Source organism: Butyrivibrio sp. INlla16, assembly GCF_900104155.1.
GTDB lineage: Bacteria > Bacillota > Clostridia > Lachnospirales > Lachnospiraceae > Butyrivibrio.
Genome location: NZ_FMYB01000032.1, coordinates 32,914 through 51,241, shown reverse-complemented (window position 1 = coordinate 51,241; position 18,328 = coordinate 32,914). Strand labels below are relative to the sequence as shown.

The 18,328-nt window shown below is 45.3% G+C and carries 16 protein-coding genes and 2 pseudogenes; 2 read left to right on the top strand and 16 right to left on the bottom strand.

Going from position 1 to position 18,328, the window contains the following annotated elements:
• From BLR42_RS22370 to BLR42_RS14550, 5 genes are all read right to left on the bottom strand, one after another.
• The coding region (locus tag BLR42_RS22370; protein WP_207648554.1) for a hypothetical protein at window positions 1-185 on the bottom strand (185 nt) is incomplete at its 3' end.
• 83 nt (window positions 186-268) lie between these two features.
• Window positions 269-2,764: a YfhO family protein gene (locus BLR42_RS14565; RefSeq protein ID WP_170832803.1), complete on the bottom strand. Its 2,496-nt coding sequence runs from the start codon at window positions 2,762-2,764 to the stop codon at window positions 269-271.
• A gap of 30 nt (window positions 2,765-2,794) precedes the next feature.
• Complete coding sequence (locus BLR42_RS14560) at window positions 2,795-4,996, bottom strand: transglutaminase TgpA family protein (RefSeq protein WP_091870593.1); 2,202 nt, start codon at window positions 4,994-4,996, stop codon at window positions 2,795-2,797.
• Window positions 4,993-6,159 carry a DUF58 domain-containing protein gene (locus BLR42_RS14555; RefSeq protein ID WP_091870590.1) on the bottom strand — a complete coding sequence of 389 codons (1,167 nt, stop codon included), beginning with the start codon at window positions 6,157-6,159 and terminating at the stop codon, window positions 4,993-4,995. The genes BLR42_RS14560 and BLR42_RS14555 overlap by 4 nt, the downstream gene beginning before the upstream one ends.
• Complete coding sequence (locus BLR42_RS14550) at window positions 6,149-7,102, bottom strand: AAA family ATPase (protein ID WP_091870588.1); 954 nt, start codon at window positions 7,100-7,102, stop codon at window positions 6,149-6,151. Before BLR42_RS14550 ends, BLR42_RS14555 begins: the two co-directional genes overlap by 11 nt.
• A gap of 219 nt (window positions 7,103-7,321) precedes the next feature.
• On the opposite strand from BLR42_RS14550, the pseudogene BLR42_RS14545 reads away from it, so the two are divergent.
• A pseudogene (locus BLR42_RS14545) lies at window positions 7,322-8,279 on the top strand (ribose-phosphate pyrophosphokinase-like domain-containing protein).
• Here the strand turns inward: BLR42_RS14545 and BLR42_RS14540 are convergent.
• The 5 genes from BLR42_RS14540 to BLR42_RS14520 all read right to left on the bottom strand — a co-directional run bounded on the left by BLR42_RS14540 (window position 8,269) and on the right by BLR42_RS14520 (window position 12,573).
• Window positions 8,269-9,021: a LytR/AlgR family response regulator transcription factor gene (locus BLR42_RS14540; protein WP_091870585.1), complete on the bottom strand. Its 753-nt coding sequence runs from the start codon at window positions 9,019-9,021 to the stop codon at window positions 8,269-8,271. The pseudogene BLR42_RS14545 and the gene BLR42_RS14540 sit on opposite strands and share 11 nt — an antisense overlap.
• Window positions 9,022-9,079: 58 nt before the next feature.
• Window positions 9,080-9,289, bottom strand: coding sequence for a hypothetical protein (locus BLR42_RS14535; protein WP_091870583.1), 210 nt, complete (start codon window positions 9,287-9,289; stop codon window positions 9,080-9,082).
• A 90-nt stretch (window positions 9,290-9,379) separates the two neighbouring features.
• On the bottom strand, window positions 9,380-11,533 hold the full coding sequence (locus tag BLR42_RS14530; RefSeq protein WP_091870580.1) for an SNF2-related protein: 2,154 nt from the start codon (window positions 11,531-11,533) through the stop codon (window positions 9,380-9,382).
• On the bottom strand, window positions 11,534-11,617 hold the full coding sequence (locus BLR42_RS24245) for an SHOCT domain-containing protein (RefSeq protein ID WP_091870578.1): 84 nt from the start codon (window positions 11,615-11,617) through the stop codon (window positions 11,534-11,536).
• Between the two features lie 182 nt (window positions 11,618-11,799).
• The gene (locus BLR42_RS14520) at window positions 11,800-12,573 is read right to left on the bottom strand and encodes an HD domain-containing protein (RefSeq protein WP_091870575.1); all 774 of its coding nucleotides are present in this window, start codon (window positions 12,571-12,573) and stop codon (window positions 11,800-11,802) included.
• Between the two features lie 260 nt (window positions 12,574-12,833).
• Here BLR42_RS14520 and BLR42_RS14515 point away from each other — a divergent pair, with 260 nt between their 5' ends.
• Window positions 12,834-13,055 (top strand): hypothetical protein, encoded by a 222-nt coding sequence (locus BLR42_RS14515; protein ID WP_022763274.1) that lies wholly within the window; start codon window positions 12,834-12,836, stop codon window positions 13,053-13,055.
• Between the two features lie 75 nt (window positions 13,056-13,130).
• Here the strand turns inward: BLR42_RS14515 and BLR42_RS14510 are convergent, their stop codons facing one another.
• From BLR42_RS14510 to BLR42_RS14485, 6 genes and pseudogenes are all read right to left on the bottom strand, one after another.
• Entirely contained in the window at window positions 13,131-13,997 is an 867-nt protein-coding gene (locus tag BLR42_RS14510) for a helix-turn-helix domain-containing protein (protein WP_022763273.1), read from the bottom strand.
• A gap of 50 nt (window positions 13,998-14,047) precedes the next feature.
• The gene (locus tag BLR42_RS14505; RefSeq protein WP_091870573.1) at window positions 14,048-14,920 is read right to left on the bottom strand and encodes a cation diffusion facilitator family transporter; all 873 of its coding nucleotides are present in this window, start codon (window positions 14,918-14,920) and stop codon (window positions 14,048-14,050) included.
• 26 nt (window positions 14,921-14,946) lie between these two features.
• Entirely contained in the window at window positions 14,947-16,455 is a 1,509-nt protein-coding gene (locus BLR42_RS14500; protein WP_170832802.1) for a sensor histidine kinase, read from the bottom strand.
• 202 nt (window positions 16,456-16,657) lie between these two features.
• Window positions 16,658-17,047 carry a DUF4342 domain-containing protein gene (locus BLR42_RS14495; protein WP_022763268.1) on the bottom strand — a complete coding sequence of 130 codons (390 nt, stop codon included), beginning with the start codon at window positions 17,045-17,047 and terminating at the stop codon, window positions 16,658-16,660.
• A 174-nt stretch (window positions 17,048-17,221) separates the two neighbouring features.
• Window positions 17,222-17,407: pseudogene (locus tag BLR42_RS24110) on the bottom strand (PspC domain-containing protein); the annotation flags it as partial.
• A 170-nt stretch (window positions 17,408-17,577) separates the two neighbouring features.
• The gene (locus BLR42_RS14485) at window positions 17,578-18,252 is read right to left on the bottom strand and encodes a vWA domain-containing protein (protein WP_091870568.1); all 675 of its coding nucleotides are present in this window, start codon (window positions 18,250-18,252) and stop codon (window positions 17,578-17,580) included.
• Window positions 18,253-18,328 lie beyond the last annotated feature (76 nt).

Genomic DNA, 18,328 nt, shown 5'->3' with positions numbered 1-18,328 from the left:
TATGGCTGGTCATAAACCTTGCATCGCTTACCACATATAGGGCATTTCCATTGCTGCCCTTTGCGAGGATGAATCCTGGCTATAAGAACCTTTTCATCATAGTGGTTCTTTGAGACTTTGATATCATCAATAATCGTATCATTGACATTTAAGAGTTCCTTGAATAAAGTAGTAGCTGAAGTCATCTGGATCCTTTCCTTTTGTGTTTCTTAGTCAGCTACACTTTAAGGAAAGCCAGATGGCTTTTCAAGTATATATTGTTATGTTGTTAAGGTGCGTAGGCTTCCACACATATGCCAGAGGCCTCTTTTTTTTTTAGAATTTCCAAATCTTCTGTCACCACCACCGGCTCATCCGGAAGGTAACCCAGATTATCATTATCGACGATCACAAGATGAAGCTTCTCACCCGCCTTATGATAGCCAAGATCCACAACCTTCTGACAGGACGCATTACCATAGCCGCACAGACTCTCGCCCTCAAGCCTGATCTCAAGCGAGCGCTCATTCGTCCCCTCGCGGTTCATGTAGAAGTACAGCTCGCCATCCAGGTTCGGGGTAACCAGAAACTCAAACTCACCATCCGCCGGCTCACATGTTGCCTTTATGAAAACTTCATCCTCCGCATCCGTGAAATAATTCCACAAAAGCTCCTGCGCTTCAAAAGGATTTGCCGCCGACTCAATAATCTCCATAAGTCCCGGAATCGTCTTATCCGTAATGAGATCCGCCGACAGTGCATACTCATTCGTAATCACATTGTGCGTCGAACTGTCATTTATATGATACTTTATCCCCAGAATCGCATCGGCGCAGCTTGTATTCCAATTGTCATACATCGTATAAAGACCGTTATCGTTGAAGCCGAGCCTGTACATGAAAAGTCTGTTCTCAACCTTCAGAAGGCTATTGTAAGTCGTAGTTCCTCTGTACCCAAAATGAAGGCTTTCATTCGGAGTCCTGGGACTAAGCGACTCAATTCTGTAATTACCGCTATCTGCCGCAGCCTTACTGCTGCCAGTCTTCTCGCTGCCGACCGAGGCCTCACCGTTCTCCGCCTCCCGGTCTCTGATAATTCTAAGCGCTGCCTCCGTCTGGATGCACTTCATCCTGTTTCGTGACGCAGTCTCGCCGTTCATCGAAGAATTTCTGTACACACATATAAAGTTAAGAGAGAGATCCGCCGCCAAAACGAGCCCCAGAATCAAAAGTGCACAGAATTCAAACTTATCAGTGCCAGATATTTTCTCTATCTGAGACAATCTTTCCACATCATTATCTTTAATATTTTCATCTGTTTCAGAGCGTTGTTCATCCTTTTTATAAAAACAGCCCCACATAACCACTGCCGCTCCACCTGCAAGAATAAGCATTAAATTCAGGAAAAGAGCTTTCCCTCCAAGAAATCTCACATGCGATAACGAAGCAACTCCATACAAAGCAAGCGTAATCATCCCTGCTATCGCAATCTTTCCCGGATGAATCTTCCCCGGATTATTTTTTTGCTGACACATAGCCAGATAAGCCATGGTTAGACACACGAATGAAAAGACAAATGAATATCTGTAGAGATATCCATAGGCCTCGGTTCCGCCGTGAGCCAGCGTATTAAGCGGTTTTATGCAGAAAAATGCGAGCACAATTATAAGGTATGAACCAAAGAGAGCTCTTACCTTAACACTTATTTTTGAAGTTAGGAAAAACAGAATGCATGGCATTATCAAAACTGCGCCAAAATAGATATTGGGCATGCCATCCATAATCTCCATCGTGTCATAGCTCATTGTAAAAAGCTTGGGCAGCACATCCAGGGGTGACAGATATCTCCCCACCGCTTCGGAAGATGGAAGATATTTCTGAAAAGCTTCCATCATCGGACCGGAATGATCCTTATTACTTCCCATAAGAGACATGACTGTGGGCACCAGAAACCAGACATCCAGAGCAATCGCAATCGCAGAGCCACATAAAAACCTCCCAAAGCCCTTCAGGGTATCAGCCTTACCAAACAGCACCCACAATACCGCGAACACTCCAAGGAAAATCAGCACCATCGCCGCGATATAATAATTCACAAAAATCATCACCATTACAGAGAGCACATACAAAAGCATTCCCCGCTTCTCATGGTGAATCAGTTTATCGAAACCCATTGCCACAATAGGGAGCATGATCACAGCATCAAGCCACATGATATTTGTCATGTTGGCGACAGTCCAACCACAAAACGCAAAGGCAACCGATATTTGCAGATTGAGCAGAACCAAGCAAAAACCACAACGCTCATCAGCTCTCCTCCCCACATGCGACAAGAATATCGACATGCCAAAAGCTATCGATGCCATTTTCAGCATGATAAGAAAGGTCACTGCGGTGGCATAGTACTGCTCGGGAATAAAGATGAACATCAAAAGAAACGGGCTCGTAAGATAGTATGCCCAGATGCCGAACATTTCCGCGCCGAGCCCGCAGTTTTCGGAGTACAGAAAACCGTCCTTCCCATGCCACACATTGTGATAGTAGGAAAAGAAATCCACGTACTGCTGCTTCATGTCCTCGTACAAAAATGTGCGATTTCCAAACGGAGTTATATGAAGCACCAGGCACAGCGCCAAAAATAAAATCAACGAAAAGCAGAACGCATAGAAGGCTGTCAAGAAAGCCCCTCCGGTCCCGCCATTCCTATTTATATCACTCTCAAAAGTACCGGGCTTTTCATTACTTCCAAAAGCTCCCGACTTTTCATTACTTCCAAAAATCCCCAACTTAATCCTAAGTTTCCCCCTGTCAAAACATCAGCTCTCGCTTGCCCTCAGCGCTCTGCGCTGTGTGAAGCAGAATTTCTTCAACCGGGAAAACCTCTCCTCCATTTCAATTCTCTCAGGCTCTGTGATCTCCCTATCGGAGTACAAAATCTCCTCATACGTTCCAAGGAAGGAAAGCAGCTCAGCGCTGAATTTCCCGCTAAGTCTCTCCTCATACTCGCTCAAGGTCTCATCCTGTCTTCGTCCAAGATGCCGTCTCCTCAGAAGCTCCATGCTGTTTTTACAAAGAGTCGTGGCCTTTCCGCGCTCGCTCATTCTAAGGTAGCGCCTTCTCTTTAAAAGCCTGTCCAGTGCAAACATCAAAAGTGTAAGCGACACTCCCGCAAAGACCGGAATCAGAATCTTGTACCAGTCTATCTTTATAGAGGTCTTTTCCTCTACCGGCTCCTCGTAGGTCTCTTCCTCTTCTTCGGAGTAAGCATGCGCCGCCAGGTAGGCCTCGCGCTCCTTCTCAAGCAGAAGCTCCCTCTCGGACTGAACCGCCCAAGCGACATCACTTCGCATCCCGGGCGTGGGTTCAAAACCAATCCACCCCAGGCCTTCAATATACGCCTCCGGCCAGGCATGCGCAAGCACCGAACTCACTTCCACAATACTGTGCCTTCCCATCGGCACATTGAAGCCCTGCACATATCTCGCCGGAATCCCATAGGCCCTGGCAAGCAGCACGAACGCCGTCGCATAGTAGCTGCAGTACCCTTCCTTCTTATTCAAAATAAAATAATCTAGAAAATCGGCTTCGCTTTTCACTTCATCCGGAATTTCACCGGGGCTTTCCGTATATTTAAACTCCGCGAACATCCCCTCGAGGCGCTTTAGCTTCTCATAATCAGAGTCCGCACCCTCCAGAATTCCGTCGACATAATCCCTCATCTTATCAGACAACACTGTCTTAGGCAGATAATTAGCATAAACTGCTTCGCGATATTTAAGAAAATCCTCATAAGAAAAATCGCTGTCTATGCCGCACTCCGCCTTCGCCGCTTCAAAGCTCTCCTTACTTACCTCATGGGAATCCCTCGCAATAGTATCAAAGAGCTCCGAATCCTTATTTAGGCGATAGAACACCACATCGTAAGGCTTTCTTGCAGCCCTTTTATTAGGAAATTCGATGTCTCCACCCTCATTCTGCCGCTTTTGCCACTTATCGCCAAGAGGCAGATATTTACCCGGCGTGAAAAGACATTTCGTATGCATATCCTTGTACTCAATCGTTAATGCAACCCTTTTCAGGACATCGGTAACCGGATCTTCGCCCATCTCATCAAGCGCAAAGCTCACGGTCTCAATAGTATCCGCAAGGCGCTCATCCATCTCGGAGGTATCCTTCTTATCCCAGCTGTGACCGTCGAAGGTATCAAAAGTTTTCCCCGAAAGATAGAGCCTTGGGTCATTCTCATTTCCCGACTTCAGTCTCATGACGATTCTCTTATTCGCCGAGAGGTCCCCCGCAAACTCGCCGCGATTTGAAAAGCCGATCACCGCAGAGCCTGTATCCCAGCCGTTTTCACCAAACACGCTCTCACTCAGCATGACATATTCACTTACAACAAAACCGGAAATCCTCTTTACAATCCCCCAGTCGTAGGGCTTATCCGAAACTCCAAGCGCAGAAATAAGCGCGAATACCACGATTAAAAAAGGTGAAACCGCAACCAGGTGTTTCCTCGGTTCGGTATCTCCTTCCTTTACGGAGAATCTCTGAATCTCATCAACTGCCACCAGCAGCGTATATACCAAAATTACACAGACGCTGATTTTTTCCACCGTCATCCCGGTAAAGAGCGACAATGCAAGAAATATGCATCCCCCCGCCGCAATGAGAATCCGCAGGTTCCGATATTTTCCCGAGAAAAATCCCACCACAAAAACTGCTGCCGTAACAGCCATCTCCCGGAAAATCCAGGAGTTTTCACGAAGCACATCTATCCTGTCCTCAGAGGGTACAATAAGCCAGAAAGCGAGCACCGCAGCAAGCAAAATCCCCGCAAGCACAGCTCTGCCCCGGAGCTTTAGATGCTTCATCAAAAGCAGATAAAGCGTCGTGCCTACCGCAATCACGATCCACGCATTCTTCATCTCTTCGGGTTCAAAATACCCGTGGGTAAAGGATGACACCGCTACAGACAGCGGCATTATGAATAACAGATCATAGAGAATCTCAACTATCATGCCTTCGCCTCCGCCGGTGTATCGACTCCAATCCTTACGATGTCAAATCTGCCGCTTACAGTATCCGCCACATCTCCAAGGCTCTCGTCCTGAGCAAGGTAAACCCTTATTGGTGACAGATCCGCATTGATCATATCTGCCCTCTCACTCTCCTCGTGAGTCCAACTCTGCGCCACAAAGATGATCATCCGATAGCCCGCAAGTCCGCCGCCTATGTACAGCTCCTCCAGAAGCTTATCCATATCGTTGTCCTCGCGGAATGAAAATCTGCTCATCTCTGAGTAGAGCGTATCAAAATCGCCCGCATCCCTTACATGGAGCTTTTGCACTTCCACGGCCTTATAAATAATCTCCGTGGGAATGTTGTTTTCCATATAATAAAAAGAAAGTGCGAGCACCCACTCAATCACCTTATTTTCGGGCGGCAGATACTCCTCCATCCTCTTCTGATATCTTCCGGGATCCATCACAATCGCGATACCGCTCTTTTCCTCGCCGCGGCGCTCCCTCACCATGAGTTTTTGTGAGATCGCGCTGGCTTTCCAGTTTACAAAGCGAAGGTCGTCGCCGTCTGCATATTCGCGCACGGGAATATCGGGCTCGGTTTTCCTCTGATAATTGTCGCGGTCGGAATCCGACAGAAGTTCACTCCCCTTAAGCTCTGATAAATGCACCATCGCAGGCACCACGATTACGCTGAGGGGCTCCTTTATAGTATAGGTAAACGAGAATATTCCGAAAAAATCTCCCACCACTATTTTCTTTATTCCAACATAATACTCGCCCCTGTAACGACATAGGAGCTTGGTCTTTTTCTGAATGGAGGAATGCGGCGGAAGCTCATAGACAGCGCCGTCGTTGATATCCGAGATCCCTGAAAAAGATGAATAGAAAATTATTCTAAGAGATGAAAACGAAAACCAGCCTTCGTTTTGCAAAGTAATATAAAAATCCGATGGCGCTTTGCAAACCATGTCACGCCCCTCGGTCTTCTGATAGATTTTAAGTGAAATTATAACGCACAGAATATACAGATAAGAAATCACAGGAATGAGCAGCACTGTCCAGAAAAAGACATAGGTAACAGCCCCTCCGAACATCGAGATACCGACGAGCGAAAGAGCAAAAAGTGCAGCTAAAATCAACATCCCCTTATTTTTCATAATCCGCCTCCATGGGGATGTTCACCTTCAAAACAAGAGACTCCAAAACATCTTTACTTGTCTTCTTCTGAAGTCTCATCTGAGTAGAAAGAATGAGCCTGTGTGAGAGAACCGGCACCGCCATCTTCTTTACATCATCGGGTTTAACAAAGCTTCGTCCCTCGAGGAAAGCCTTCGCCCTCGATGCCTGTAAGAGATGCAGAAGCGCTCTGGGACTTGCTCCGAGTGAGAATCCACTGTCCGTTCTTGTGGCGGCAACTATCTGCTGTACATATCCGAGTACGCCGTCGCTAACGTGGATCTTTGAAACCTCTTCCCTAAAACCGGTCACATCCTCCGCATTAAGAACCGCCTTCACGTCCTCGACTTTTCTTCCGCTCATGTTATCCCTGGCGAGCCTGAGCTCCTCCTCTGCAGAGGGATAGCCCACTGACAGCCTCATCATGAAGCGGTCGAGCTGCGCCTCCGGCAGCGGATATGTTCCTGAAAAATTGATAGGATTTTGAGTGGCGATAACCATGAAAGGTTGCGGAAGCTGATAAGCCTGACCGTCAACAGTTACCTGAGATTCCGCCATTGCCTCAAGAAGCGCCGACTGTGTCTTAGGTGATGTTCGGTTAAGCTCGTCCGCAAGAACAATATTTTTCATCACGCCGCCGGGACGATAATTGAATTCGCCCTTTTTCATGTCATAGACAGACATACCGGTAACATCGCCCGGCATGGTATCCGGCGTGAACTGAATTCGTCCGAAAGATAGTCCGAGAGACCCCGCAAAGGTCCTGGCCAGCGTGGTCTTACCTACTCCCGGAACATCCTCCAAAAGAACATGCCCTCCGGCAAGAAAGCAGCAGAGCACATTGTCAACTGTGTCACCCTTCCCAACAAAGTAATCATTCATCTGCTCCCGAAAAGCATCGAGAGCCCCCGTTTTTGTCCCCATTTACTCCTCCGTCATGTAATAAAATTTAAGCCTAAAACCTCGAAATTGTGATTATATTTTAACTCAATATTGGGAGATTATCCATTATTTTCAGACACTGAAATTTAATACATATTTAAGACAAACCTAATATTCCATATAGTATCATGAAACTGTAGAGACCACATTCATGTTCTTCCTGCAGCTCCACTGATGTCTGCAGAAACAAGAGGTGCCGTTATGGAAAAAAAACTTGGGTTGGTAGCACTGGAATCAGCCTACGGAATGGGAAAAAAGGTTAATAAAGTTCTTCACGAATGGCGTGGTGAGGACTTCCTGATACCCTGCGAATGTCCCAGATTTTCAAGCGGAGAAGCCAAAGGAATCCTTGGCGAAACTGTCAGGGATAAGGATATCTACATCATGGTGGATGTCTGCAACAATTCTCTCACCTACAAGATGGACGGAAGCTTAAATCGCATGTCCCCGGATGATCACTATCAGGATCTGAAGAGAATTATCACAGCCTGCAACGGAACCGCTTCCAGGATCACGGTTATCATGCCCTTCCTGTATGAAGGAAGGCAGCATCGCAAGACCCTCCGCGAATCCCTTGACTGCGCTATGATGCTAAAGGAACTCGAGTACATGGGTGTCCACGACATCGTGACCTTTGATGCCCACGATCCGCGCATTCAGAACGTCCTTCCTCTCATGGGACTTGAAAATATCTCTCCCTCGCTGCAGTTCACCCAGGCACTTCTTACAGAATATGAAGATATAAAAATTGACAGCGATCACCTTATGTTCGTAGCCCCCGATGAAGGCGCGACCGAAAGAGTGGTATTCCTCGCTTCACTCTATGGTGTAAACATCGGCATGTTCTACAAGCGCCGCGATTACACCAGAATTGTCGACGGTTCAAATCCCATCATTGCACATGATTTTTGCGGAAGCAGCGTGGAGGGACTTGATGTCATTGTAATCGACGACATGATAGCCTCCGGTGGTTTTCACAACTAATCTGATCTATCAGAAGCCTGAGCTTCTTGAAAAAGAATATTATTACAGCGTGAATATGGGCAGATACATCGCTGCCATCATAGACACGCTGAATAAAGGTAATTCTCTTGCCGGCATTTCAAAACCGGCATTAAAGATAAAAAGCACTATTGAAAAATATAATTCTAGAACCTGAAGTCCATATATCTGTCCATAACCTCGGCATATCTGCTCTTCGCGACCGGAATCATCTCTCCGCCGCGAAGAGTGATATCCGTTTTTGTGAGCTTATCTATTGCAGCCACGCTTACAGCCAGCGATTCGTGACATCTTACGAAATCACTTCCGGAATGATTTTCCTCCATATACTCCGCAAATCCGATTCTGAGCGTCGGAGTCGAAACCACATCCCCCGTACTCATATGATATGAAACCACATGGTTTCGATACTCGATATAAAGAATCTCATCCATTCTTAGAGTCTGAAGTCCGCCCTTAACCTTAATGGTTATGCACTTTTCTCCCGCTAAATCCACACGCGATATTGCAAGATCAAGCGTTGAAAAAAGCTTCTCCTTTTCAATGGGTTTCAAGATATAGTTGATCGGATTTACATCGAAAGATTCAAGCGCAAAGGAGCTCTCGGATGTTGCAAATATTATCTGCGCCTCAGGCTGATTCCAGCGAAGTTCCCTCGCCGCCTGAATTCCCGTGACCATCGGCATTACAATGTCCAGAATATAAATATGAGGCCTGAACTGCTCGCACTCCTCTATAAGCTCATCGGGATGATCAAACACTTTGACATCCGCGCTCTGATTCTTTTTCTGTAGATATTCCTTCACCAGTCCATGGACTCTCTCGCGATCCACCTTGTCATCGTCGCAGATAGCTATCTTAAGTGCATTTGCTTCTTTTAATGTCCCCGCGTTTCCCATTTCTTTAAACTCCCAATTTAAATTTGAGCACTTCCCTGAATCAATTGGTCATCACCATTTAATCAATTACTTTCTTGGGCCAGTTGCAAATTCCAACCTCCAGGGCCCGCTCTTCCTTCAGATGAAAATCCGCATATTTACAGTACCAACACCCCTTTATGCTGGGTATAGCATCTTCTCTGGGGGTATAAGCCGGGCACATATCCTCCGGCCATACACTTCCTTCTCTCTTTGGTACATCATAAACATTAGACTTATCATCCTTCATATATATTCACCTGCCTCAAAAACAAAATCGTTAATAAACTTCTAAGGCTAATCTATCATAAATATTTAGGTACATTATTCTTACACCGATTTAGTTCTGATTTACACGGATTGTTTCTTTTTCGATTATTTTTTCAATCCATTCCTTATCGATGATATTGTCATAAGCGCCCGCCACAGCAGACTCATTGGCGTAGTTGTCGAACTCGGTCTGTTTTTGCTGCAAAATAACCATCATATCCTCATCGATGGTATCGGGACAAAGCAGCCGGTAAACCAGTACATTCCTGACCTGCCCCATTCGATAAACTCTCGACAGCGCCTGACTTTCAAGGGATGGCTTGATCTGTGGCTCGCAGAAAATTACGATGCTGGCAGCCTGGATATTCAGTCCGACACCTCCTGCAATTATCTGACATACAAGAACGCTTCCTCCGGGCGCCTGAGTAAACTCATCTATTATCTGCTGCCTCCTCTCAACCCCGGTATCGCCGCTTATTACGCCCACGCATTTACTTCCCATGAGCGCATTAACTTTCGCTATGGTCTCTCTGAAAAATGAATAGATTACAACTTTTCGTCCTTCATCGCAGGCTTCCTCCATAATTTCCAGAAGTCTTCCGCATTTTGCGGACTTGGTCATATCCTCCTGAAGAAATGAGACTCTTCTCATATCCGAAAAGCTGCCGCCGATTACCGCAGCGGCATAGGCTGCGCGGTCCTCCGGAGTAGGAACGCACCACTCCTCTTCCTCGTCGATGGGAGGGAGCTCTTTTAACACCTGATCCCTGGTCCTTCTGATATAAGCCGGAGCAAGGCTCTCCCTGAATTCCGGCAGATGCGTAATATGCGCAAGTGACCGTACTTCCTGCGTCATGTCCGGACGCACAAAATCTATCAGATTGCACATCTCCTCAACCCTGTTTTCAAGCGGCGTTCCCGTCATGAGAAGGATTCGCTCAGACTCATTATCAAGTCTTCTAATATACATCGTCCTCTTGGCATCAGGATTTTTCATGTAGTGTGCTTCATCAATCACCAACATGGAAAGCCCCATGTGGTTATCGATTTTGTCCACGATCTTTCCTATGGTCTCATAGTTGGTGATTGCCGCGCCGCCCTTTTCCTGCCACCTTGAAAAGGCATCGTCAGCCATCGGACCATGAATTATGTAAGTCTCGAGCTTACTGAATTTCTTAATCTCCCTCGCCCAGTTGATAAGAACACTCGCGGGGCAAACTATGAGAAAATAGCAGGTCTTCTGCGCTGTCTGCTGTATATGGGACATTGCCGCAATTGCCTGAATGGTCTTTCCAAGTCCCATCTCATCACCAAGAAGCACCTTCTTTTGGTGAATAATATATTTCACACCAAACAGCTGATAGGGGCGCAGCGTCCCCAAAAAGCCGCTAAGATCAAGAACCGTACTGTCTATCTCCTCCGCGAGCTGCGCAGGAATACTGTCATAGATGAAAGGTTTGTTGCCTGAAATGTTCCCGAGATTTTCAAGAACAGCATAGAAATCCGCACTGTTTCCGCGGAAGGCTTCGGTCGCCTCATAAGCTGAAGTATTCAATACTCTCTGATAATCATCGATCACCGAAAGCATGCGCCTAAAGAAATCACTGTCACAAAACTCGTAGATATTATCCGCCATATCAGCGGTATTTTGTTTTGAAGCTTTTGATGAAAAAAACCAGCGAACGCCGTTTCTAATAATGCCGCTGTTTTCAATCCTCTGTGCATAAGCATTCAGATTTTCCGCAGCCGGCCTGTTATCTCTTCTTATCTTTTCGCACTTAATATATCCCGAAAGCGCCGTGATAAGTTCAAAATTGTACCCACCCTCAGCAGGATTTCCATCTGCTTCTAATCTGATGGAAACCCTTGAAGAGAGATTATTTGCAGCCTCAGTAACTATGTTCCTGATGGCCTCTATCTGTTTTTCTCCGATACCGTCAATCGCTGCGAGCTCATAATCCGTCGCATCCGCGATTTTTCCAAAACTTGTAAACCCCGCATCCGCCAGCGCCTGAACTCGAATCCCCGCCTTTGCATTTTTCAACTCCTCGGCCGAGATGTCATAGAGCGACTTCCGAGCTGAATCTGCCGCAATTTTATTGCACAGATACCTAATGTTGTCTTCCTGCGCACCTTTGTCATTATAAATACGCATGAAGACAGCATTTGTATCATGTATGGCCTTTATAAGATTATTTAAATCCTTGAAATTGGGTTTATTCATTTACTCTCCCAATATCTTTTTCTTCTGGGCCTCAAACTCCTCGGCAGTGATGACTCCGGATTCCATGAGTCCCTTAAGCTTCACGAGTTCATCTACACCCCGACAGCATCACTGCGCAAAGCAGAACCAGCATCAAATTGCAAAATTTCCTCATAGACTTTACCCTCTATGACTATTTATCATTAAAACTATTTTTATTTTATCATAAACAAAGAAAACATCGCACAGCCAATTGACCGTGCGATGCCTATTTTCAACTCATATTCTCATTCTGCGCTGCTAAAGAATTCATCGACCTCCCGCCTTGTTTCGGCGAGAGCCTTCTTCATACTTTCCGTCTCAGTTGGAAAATCGAACATCTGATAGAGGTACCCCTGCTCTCTCGCAAGCTCCCTGCTCTTGGGATACACAAGCTCGAATACCAGAGCTATGTGCCCGATCTGGTGCTCCGCACAGGTGCGGGTTATGGCTCTGCTTACCGCTATCTTTTCACGAACCTGATCCATAACTTCCTCCGAGACCTCTGATTCCATAAGCTTCTCGGTAGTAGTACTGTAGAGATCCTCCAGAGGCGTCTCGACATTTACCCTCAGGATATCGATTTTGTCCGCATCTCTTAAGATATTGCAGAAGGTCAGTGTTTTTCCGGTTACAGACTCATCAATCCTGTACTTGTTGTGCTGCCTTATCACGACATCCATCATATCGTAGAGAGAACTATCCTCAAGATATCCTCTGATGAGTCCCTCCTCTCCAAAGAGAAGATCCGCTCCAAGCTCGGCGTGATCCACCGATCTGGCGTCGTTAAAAGTATTGTACCTTCTGACCTGTTCAAACCTTCCGACATCATGAATCATACCTGAAAGCCACGCAAATTCCACATCGTCTTCTGAAAGCCCCAGAGATTTTGCTATCTTTTCACAGTTATCCGCAACCCGGTAGGTGTGCGCAATCTTCAGCGCTATCTTCACATCCTCCGGATCGTAATTTCTTGTATAAGAAGCGAACTGCTCCCTTACCTTTTTTCTATCTAAAATCATTTATGAGATACGTCTCCTTCATCTTAATCATTTTACTAAGTACCTATTATATCAATAAATGCCGATATGTCATCCGATTGTATAAAACCCGAGATTAAATTTGTAATGTGTTTTTTTGTAAATTACCCCAAAATCCGCACCGCTTAATGGATTAAGAAATTCCAAGTTCGATTAATTTTCATCAATTACAATCAGCACTTCTTATGCTATGATGTTTGCAAAGTTACACCAACCCTCACAACCAATAAAGGAGTCATCGGATGCCAGATTTAGCAACGTTTCCATCCAGAATTACTATTGACGGATTTGTTTATGACAAGCAGGGGTACAACGATATTGGCGGTGTTTTCTACAATTCCAAGGACAACCCATCCGATATCACAAGTAAGTTCATCAGCTTATATCCTGATGGCAAACTCACCTACCTATTTGACGGACTTGAGCTTATCTGGAACAAGGATTATCAGGTTATCGCACAATAAAAAACATCAAAAAATATACCGGTCATCTTCGCGATGAAGATAGCCGGTATTTTTCTGCTTTTCATTAATATAGTACTACTCAGACCTTCTCACAAACAGGGCTCTGTAGTCCCTGGGCGTCATCCCCTTCTCCTCGCGGAACACCCTGTTGAAACTTGGAATACTCTGAAATCCCGAGAGCATTGCTATCTCCGTCAGAGTTCTGCCCTCCTCCGTAAGGAGCTCCGATGCCTTCTCAAGCCTTATCATATTAAGCCACTTACTGTAATTCATCCCCGTAGCATTTTTGAATATTCTTGAAAAATAATCCTTACTGATGCCCGCCATCTCAGCCATACTTCCCTGGGACAGATCATCTGCGGTCAGATTATTCCTGATATAATCGGTCACCATCATCATTCGCTGCATAACGTCATCCGCATATCCGTAGGGCTCCTCGGAAAGCTCCGGCGCAAGCTCGTTTCTGTGCTCTAGGAGAGTCAGCATGAACTCCATAAGCAGCATGCAGCACCTGATCTCCTTCTCCTGATTATCCGAAAAAAAGATGTCCTTCATCTTCTCCGTAATAGCCTTCAGTTTTGCCGCAAGCTCAGGATGCGCTTCCACGCAGATAATATGGAGATTGCGATACATATGCATAATTCTCTGAAGATCGAAGAGCGAATTCATAAAGGAATTTGAAAACTGTATAACCAGCGCCTTCTCCCTGTCGGCATCGACGATAGCATGCATCTCCATCGGCCATACCAGCACAATGTCGTCCGGAACAAGCTCATAAGTACTCTTACCCACCTTATAAATATTCGTCTTCCCGGGACCTACCAGAAGAATCTCTCCGTACGAATGCCAGTGCATCTTGTAGCTTCTCTCCTTGAATCCCGTAGACATATTGAACGCACTCACATGATCAAAATCATAGGTTTCGTATTGGCTGTAGTCCATTTCTTTGATGCCTTTCCTTCCGGTTATATGTAAAATCCGGACTGAAGATATTACGTATCAGTGTCCGGATTAACATGTATCATAATATGTTTAACATTGGTGAATTCCTGCTCCACACTGTTGTGGACCTTCTCGGCGATCTCGTGCGCCTCCACCAGAGGGATCTCTCCCTTCACTGCGATTTCCAGATCAATATAGATTCTGTTTCCAAACTGTCTCGTCTGAAGCAAATCCACATGCTCCACTCCAGGCTGCTGCTCTATGAAAAATCTTAGCTTCTGCTCCATCTCTTTTCCGCAGGAGGTATCCAGCATCTTATCAAGAGCATCCTTTGAAATATCATAAGCGACCTTCAGGATAAACAGACAGATAATCAGACTCGCAATAGGGTCCATGATCGGGAATCCCAGCTTTGCAAGACCGATACCTATGAAGGAACCGATGGACGAAAGCGCATCCGAGCGGTGATGCCATGCATCCGCCTTGAAGGCATCCGAGTTCATCTTCTTCGCATAGTACATAGTATACCAGAACATCGCCTCCTTAACGACAATAGAAACTACCGCCGCGATAAGTGGCAAAAAGGTGGGAACCTCAAGTTCCTGCCTCAAAATTATTTTCTGAAGACCTGTGTATCCTATTCCCAAACCCGTTCCGGCAAGAATAACTCCCAGAATCATCGCAGCGACGCACTCCAACCTCTCATGGCCGTAGGGATGCTCATCATCCTCCGGCTGCTTGGCCAGAAGCACTCCGATATATGCGACAATAGTAGCGAAAACATCTGACAGTGAATGTACCGCATCCGAAACCATCGCTCCGGAATTACCCAGAATTCCGGCGATCAGTTTAAACCCGGCAAGCACTACATTACCCAAAATCCCGACACGGGACAATTTTTTTATAATACTGGCTTCTTCCATGACTTGCTTCTCCCCTCAGCTCATCCTCATATCAGATTACCATTATTACTCTCCTGTAACAACTCATCTACACGATTAAATATTATTTCCATATACCCTATGAAAACATGAGTGATTTTTCCTTTGTCGATGAGTTTCTTTGCTTCGGCGAGGTTCGGAACCGCATACAGATTAAGCCGCAGACCCGTGGCAAAATTGGTTCCGAGCGACTTGTAGAACTCATTGACAGCCTGATATTTATATTTATTGGGAATCAGATAGAAAACAATATTGATAAATCTCTTGTCTGCAACGCTCATGCAGGGCGAAGGGTCGAGGACCTCCTGTGCTATACTGACACGCACCGTGGTTCCCTTTTTCCTCTGACTTTCAATGGTGACGAACCCCTTCATAAGGCGCGTAAAACCAAACACTATGGAAAGACCCAGACCAATACCGCCAACTTTCCTGTTGCGACTCTGGTTCACCTGATAGCGGCCTCTGGTTATCCTCTCAATATCCTTCTCATCCATGCCTATGCCGGTGTCGGATACTTCGATTATGAGATTAACTCCGTATTCTTTTTTTATTCCTGTGATTTTGAGATATACTCCACCCGCAGCCGTGAACTTAAAGGCATTATCAAGAAGATGATCGATTATTTTTCGAATTTTGACGGAATCGCCCCGAAGGAGCGTTGGCATATTAGGATCAAGGTCGATGATAAACTCTATATTATCGTTCTTTGCAAGAATATTATAATTGGCAACTATATCATTCAAAAGAGACGCCAGGGCATACCTGTCCTCTTCGAGCCTGGAATCCCCTCTTTGTATCTCGCTGTAATCCTGGATGTCCTCAATCTGCAGTGAAAGGCGCACACCGGCATCCCTTATGGTAAGGACATCTTCACTCCTTGTGTTTTTCAGCATCAGACTAGTCATACCGTTTATAACATTTACAGGCGTTCTCAGTTCGTGTGATATGTTTACAAGGAAATCCTCGAGACCTATACTCTCGGTCTCATCATTGTTGTTCTTACGAATAAGCTCATCCTCGACAAAGCGCTCATACTTAAGGATAGCTCTTAGAGCTCTGTAGCAGCATATCTCCAACAGCGACTGGAGAAGGATTTTGTGAAATTCGAGAGAACTGAACGCAGTGGCTCCGGAGGCCACTGTCCATATTATCTGCATGAAAATGATAGCAAAGAACTCCACCAGTAAGAAAACCAGGTATTCTTCGCGCTTTAACAAAGTTGCTGTAATCATCACCAGAACCGAGAAAGCAATTACATCATAGAGACTGCTCCTGTGAGCACCATGATAAAAAATCACCAGCATGCAGAATATCAGGAAAATATTTTCCCGAATCCTTGGCTCCAAATGGCTTCTGACATGCATGGCCCAGCAGGCAATGATCCCGACAATAATAAGGGGTGGCATCCAAAACTCCCATCCCTGCAGAATGCTCTCCATTAGTGCACCGATACTTACGACGGTGATAATGATGATCACGACATTATGCTTTTTTGAAACCCGCTCATTATCTCCCACTCTGCTATCTCCGCATAAGAAACTGTGCAAAATCCCACAATTAATTATATAAGTCGAATAAATAGCAAACAATCGCATTTGATTACCACAATATTAAGTTTTTGGAAAAAAACATTAAACTCTTTAAGACAAAAAAATCCCCGAAGCATTACGATCAGAAACGACCGGAGGCTTCGGGGAAAAAGTGGGTACTATTCAGTTTTTACTTGATCTCATTGGTTGTGCCGTCTTTCTTCACAACCATAAGCTTGCAGCCAAGACCGAATGCTGCAACACTGCCGGCGATAAGAGCCCAGGGAGCTGCTGCCAGTCCGAGGATACCGCCGATGATTCCTACGTTTACGGGAACGCTAAGGACAATCTCGTCATCCTTCTTAACCTGGATTCTGTCAACATTGCCTTCCTCAACGGTCTTCTTAAGCTTATCCATGAGGTTCTTAACATCCTCACCGATGTCCTTTGTCTGAGGCTGGATGAGCTTTACAGCTTCGTCCACATTGCCTTCTGTCTTCTCAAGAGCTTCCTTAGCTGTCTTGTATTCAACTCCTGTAAGATCCATTACCTTTTCAATTGCTTCGAGTGTTATGTTCATGTGTTACTCCTTTCTGCACTACTCTAACAAAACTTAATATATTTGCATCTATGATTATCGGTAGATTTCTTCCTTAACTCCGTCGTTAATTCTGAAACCGACCGGTTCTGCATTGACATAGGTCTTCTCTTCAATGTTCTTGTTTTCAAAATTTATATGACCGTCTTCAATGTAATCAGGAGCATCGCTCATTATGAAAGCAAGTATGATATAAACTGCAATGCTGGTTCCCCAGGCAAATGCGAGAACGCCCCAGATAAGTCTTACTATAAAAGGATCAATTCCAAAGTACTCTGCAAGGCCGCCGCATACGCCACAAATCTTACGATTATTACTCTTATATAATCTCTTTCCACCCATGATTTTCAACCTTTCTCCTGATTACGAATCAGAAACCAAACTGTTCATTTGTTTATATAACGAATATAATCCACAAATGTCTTCAGATAAATTTAAAATAATGCAAAAAATTATTTCATATTTTTCCTTTTTGGAGTTTTTTGTGTGTGAAAAGGGATTTTTCTTCCTGATTATTTTCTTCCGCGCTTCTTATAATCCCTGTCTATCTCTTCATTCCAACCGCTCTGAGCAAGGCAGCATTCCATATCGCAGTCATCCTCTGCCATCATAACCGCGCTTACAGCCTTGGATACTCCGGCAAATACTGTCGCTGTACCCATCTCGTCGCATACATAATTGGCGGTCCTGTCTCTCCTGATTCCAAAGCGGTCAGCCTCCGCATAAGCATCGATATTTGCTCCGATGAAAATGAACTCCCAGCCATATTTCTCCTGCTCCTGCTTAATCATCTTCTTAACCTTGTTGTAGGAGTACTTTCTGCTGGCATTCTCCATTCCGTCTGTTGTGATTATGAAAATAGTCTTTTCGGGTCTGTCCTCTTTTCTCGCATACTTATGAATGGTTGCTATGTGATGGATTGCTCCGCCCACTGCATCGAGAAGTGCCGTGCATCCGCGAACGTAGTACTGCTTCTCGGTCATCTTCTTTATTCGGTCGATCGGAATTCTGTCATGAAGAACCTCGCACTCATCATCAAAAAGTACTGTAGAAACCAGCGCCTTCTCCCCGGTCTTCTTCTGCTTATCCATCATGGAATTGAATCCGCCTATTGTATCTGCCTCAAGCCCTGACATTGATCCGCTTCTATCCAAGATATAAACTATTTCTGTTAATCCTTTACTCATAATCTTTACCTCCGTTTGTATTACTGGTTTTCTGTTCTTGTAACCACATAATACCTTCGGACAAAAAGAAAATGGT

Coding starts and splice junctions, on each gene's coding strand:
- BLR42_RS14560 (WP_091870593.1), bottom strand. CDS start 4,996: ATGATAGTTGAGATTCTCTATGATCTGTTATTCATAATGCCGCTGTCT.
- BLR42_RS14555 (WP_091870590.1), bottom strand. CDS start 6,159: ATGAAAAATAAGGGGATGTTGATTTTAGCTGCACTTTTTGCTCTTTCG.
- BLR42_RS14550 (WP_091870588.1), bottom strand. CDS start 7,102: ATGGGGACAAAAACGGGGGCTCTCGATGCTTTTCGGGAGCAGATGAAT.
- BLR42_RS14540 (WP_091870585.1), bottom strand. CDS start 9,021: ATGGGAAACGCGGGGACATTAAAAGAAGCAAATGCACTTAAGATAGCT.
- BLR42_RS14535 (WP_091870583.1), bottom strand. CDS start 9,289: ATGAAGGATGATAAGTCTAATGTTTATGATGTACCAAAGAGAGAAGGA.
- BLR42_RS14530 (WP_091870580.1), bottom strand. CDS start 11,533: ATGAATAAACCCAATTTCAAGGATTTAAATAATCTTATAAAGGCCATA.
- BLR42_RS14520 (WP_091870575.1), bottom strand. CDS start 12,573: ATGATTTTAGATAGAAAAAAGGTAAGGGAGCAGTTCGCTTCTTATACA.
- BLR42_RS14515 (WP_022763274.1), top strand. CDS start 12,834: ATGCCAGATTTAGCAACGTTTCCATCCAGAATTACTATTGACGGATTT.
- BLR42_RS14510 (WP_022763273.1), bottom strand. CDS start 13,997: ATGGACTACAGCCAATACGAAACCTATGATTTTGATCATGTGAGTGCG.
- BLR42_RS14505 (WP_091870573.1), bottom strand. CDS start 14,920: ATGGAAGAAGCCAGTATTATAAAAAAATTGTCCCGTGTCGGGATTTTG.
- BLR42_RS14495 (WP_022763268.1), bottom strand. CDS start 17,047: ATGAACATAACACTCGAAGCAATTGAAAAGGTAATGGATCTTACAGGA.
- BLR42_RS14485 (WP_091870568.1), bottom strand. CDS start 18,252: ATGAGTAAAGGATTAACAGAAATAGTTTATATCTTGGATAGAAGCGGA.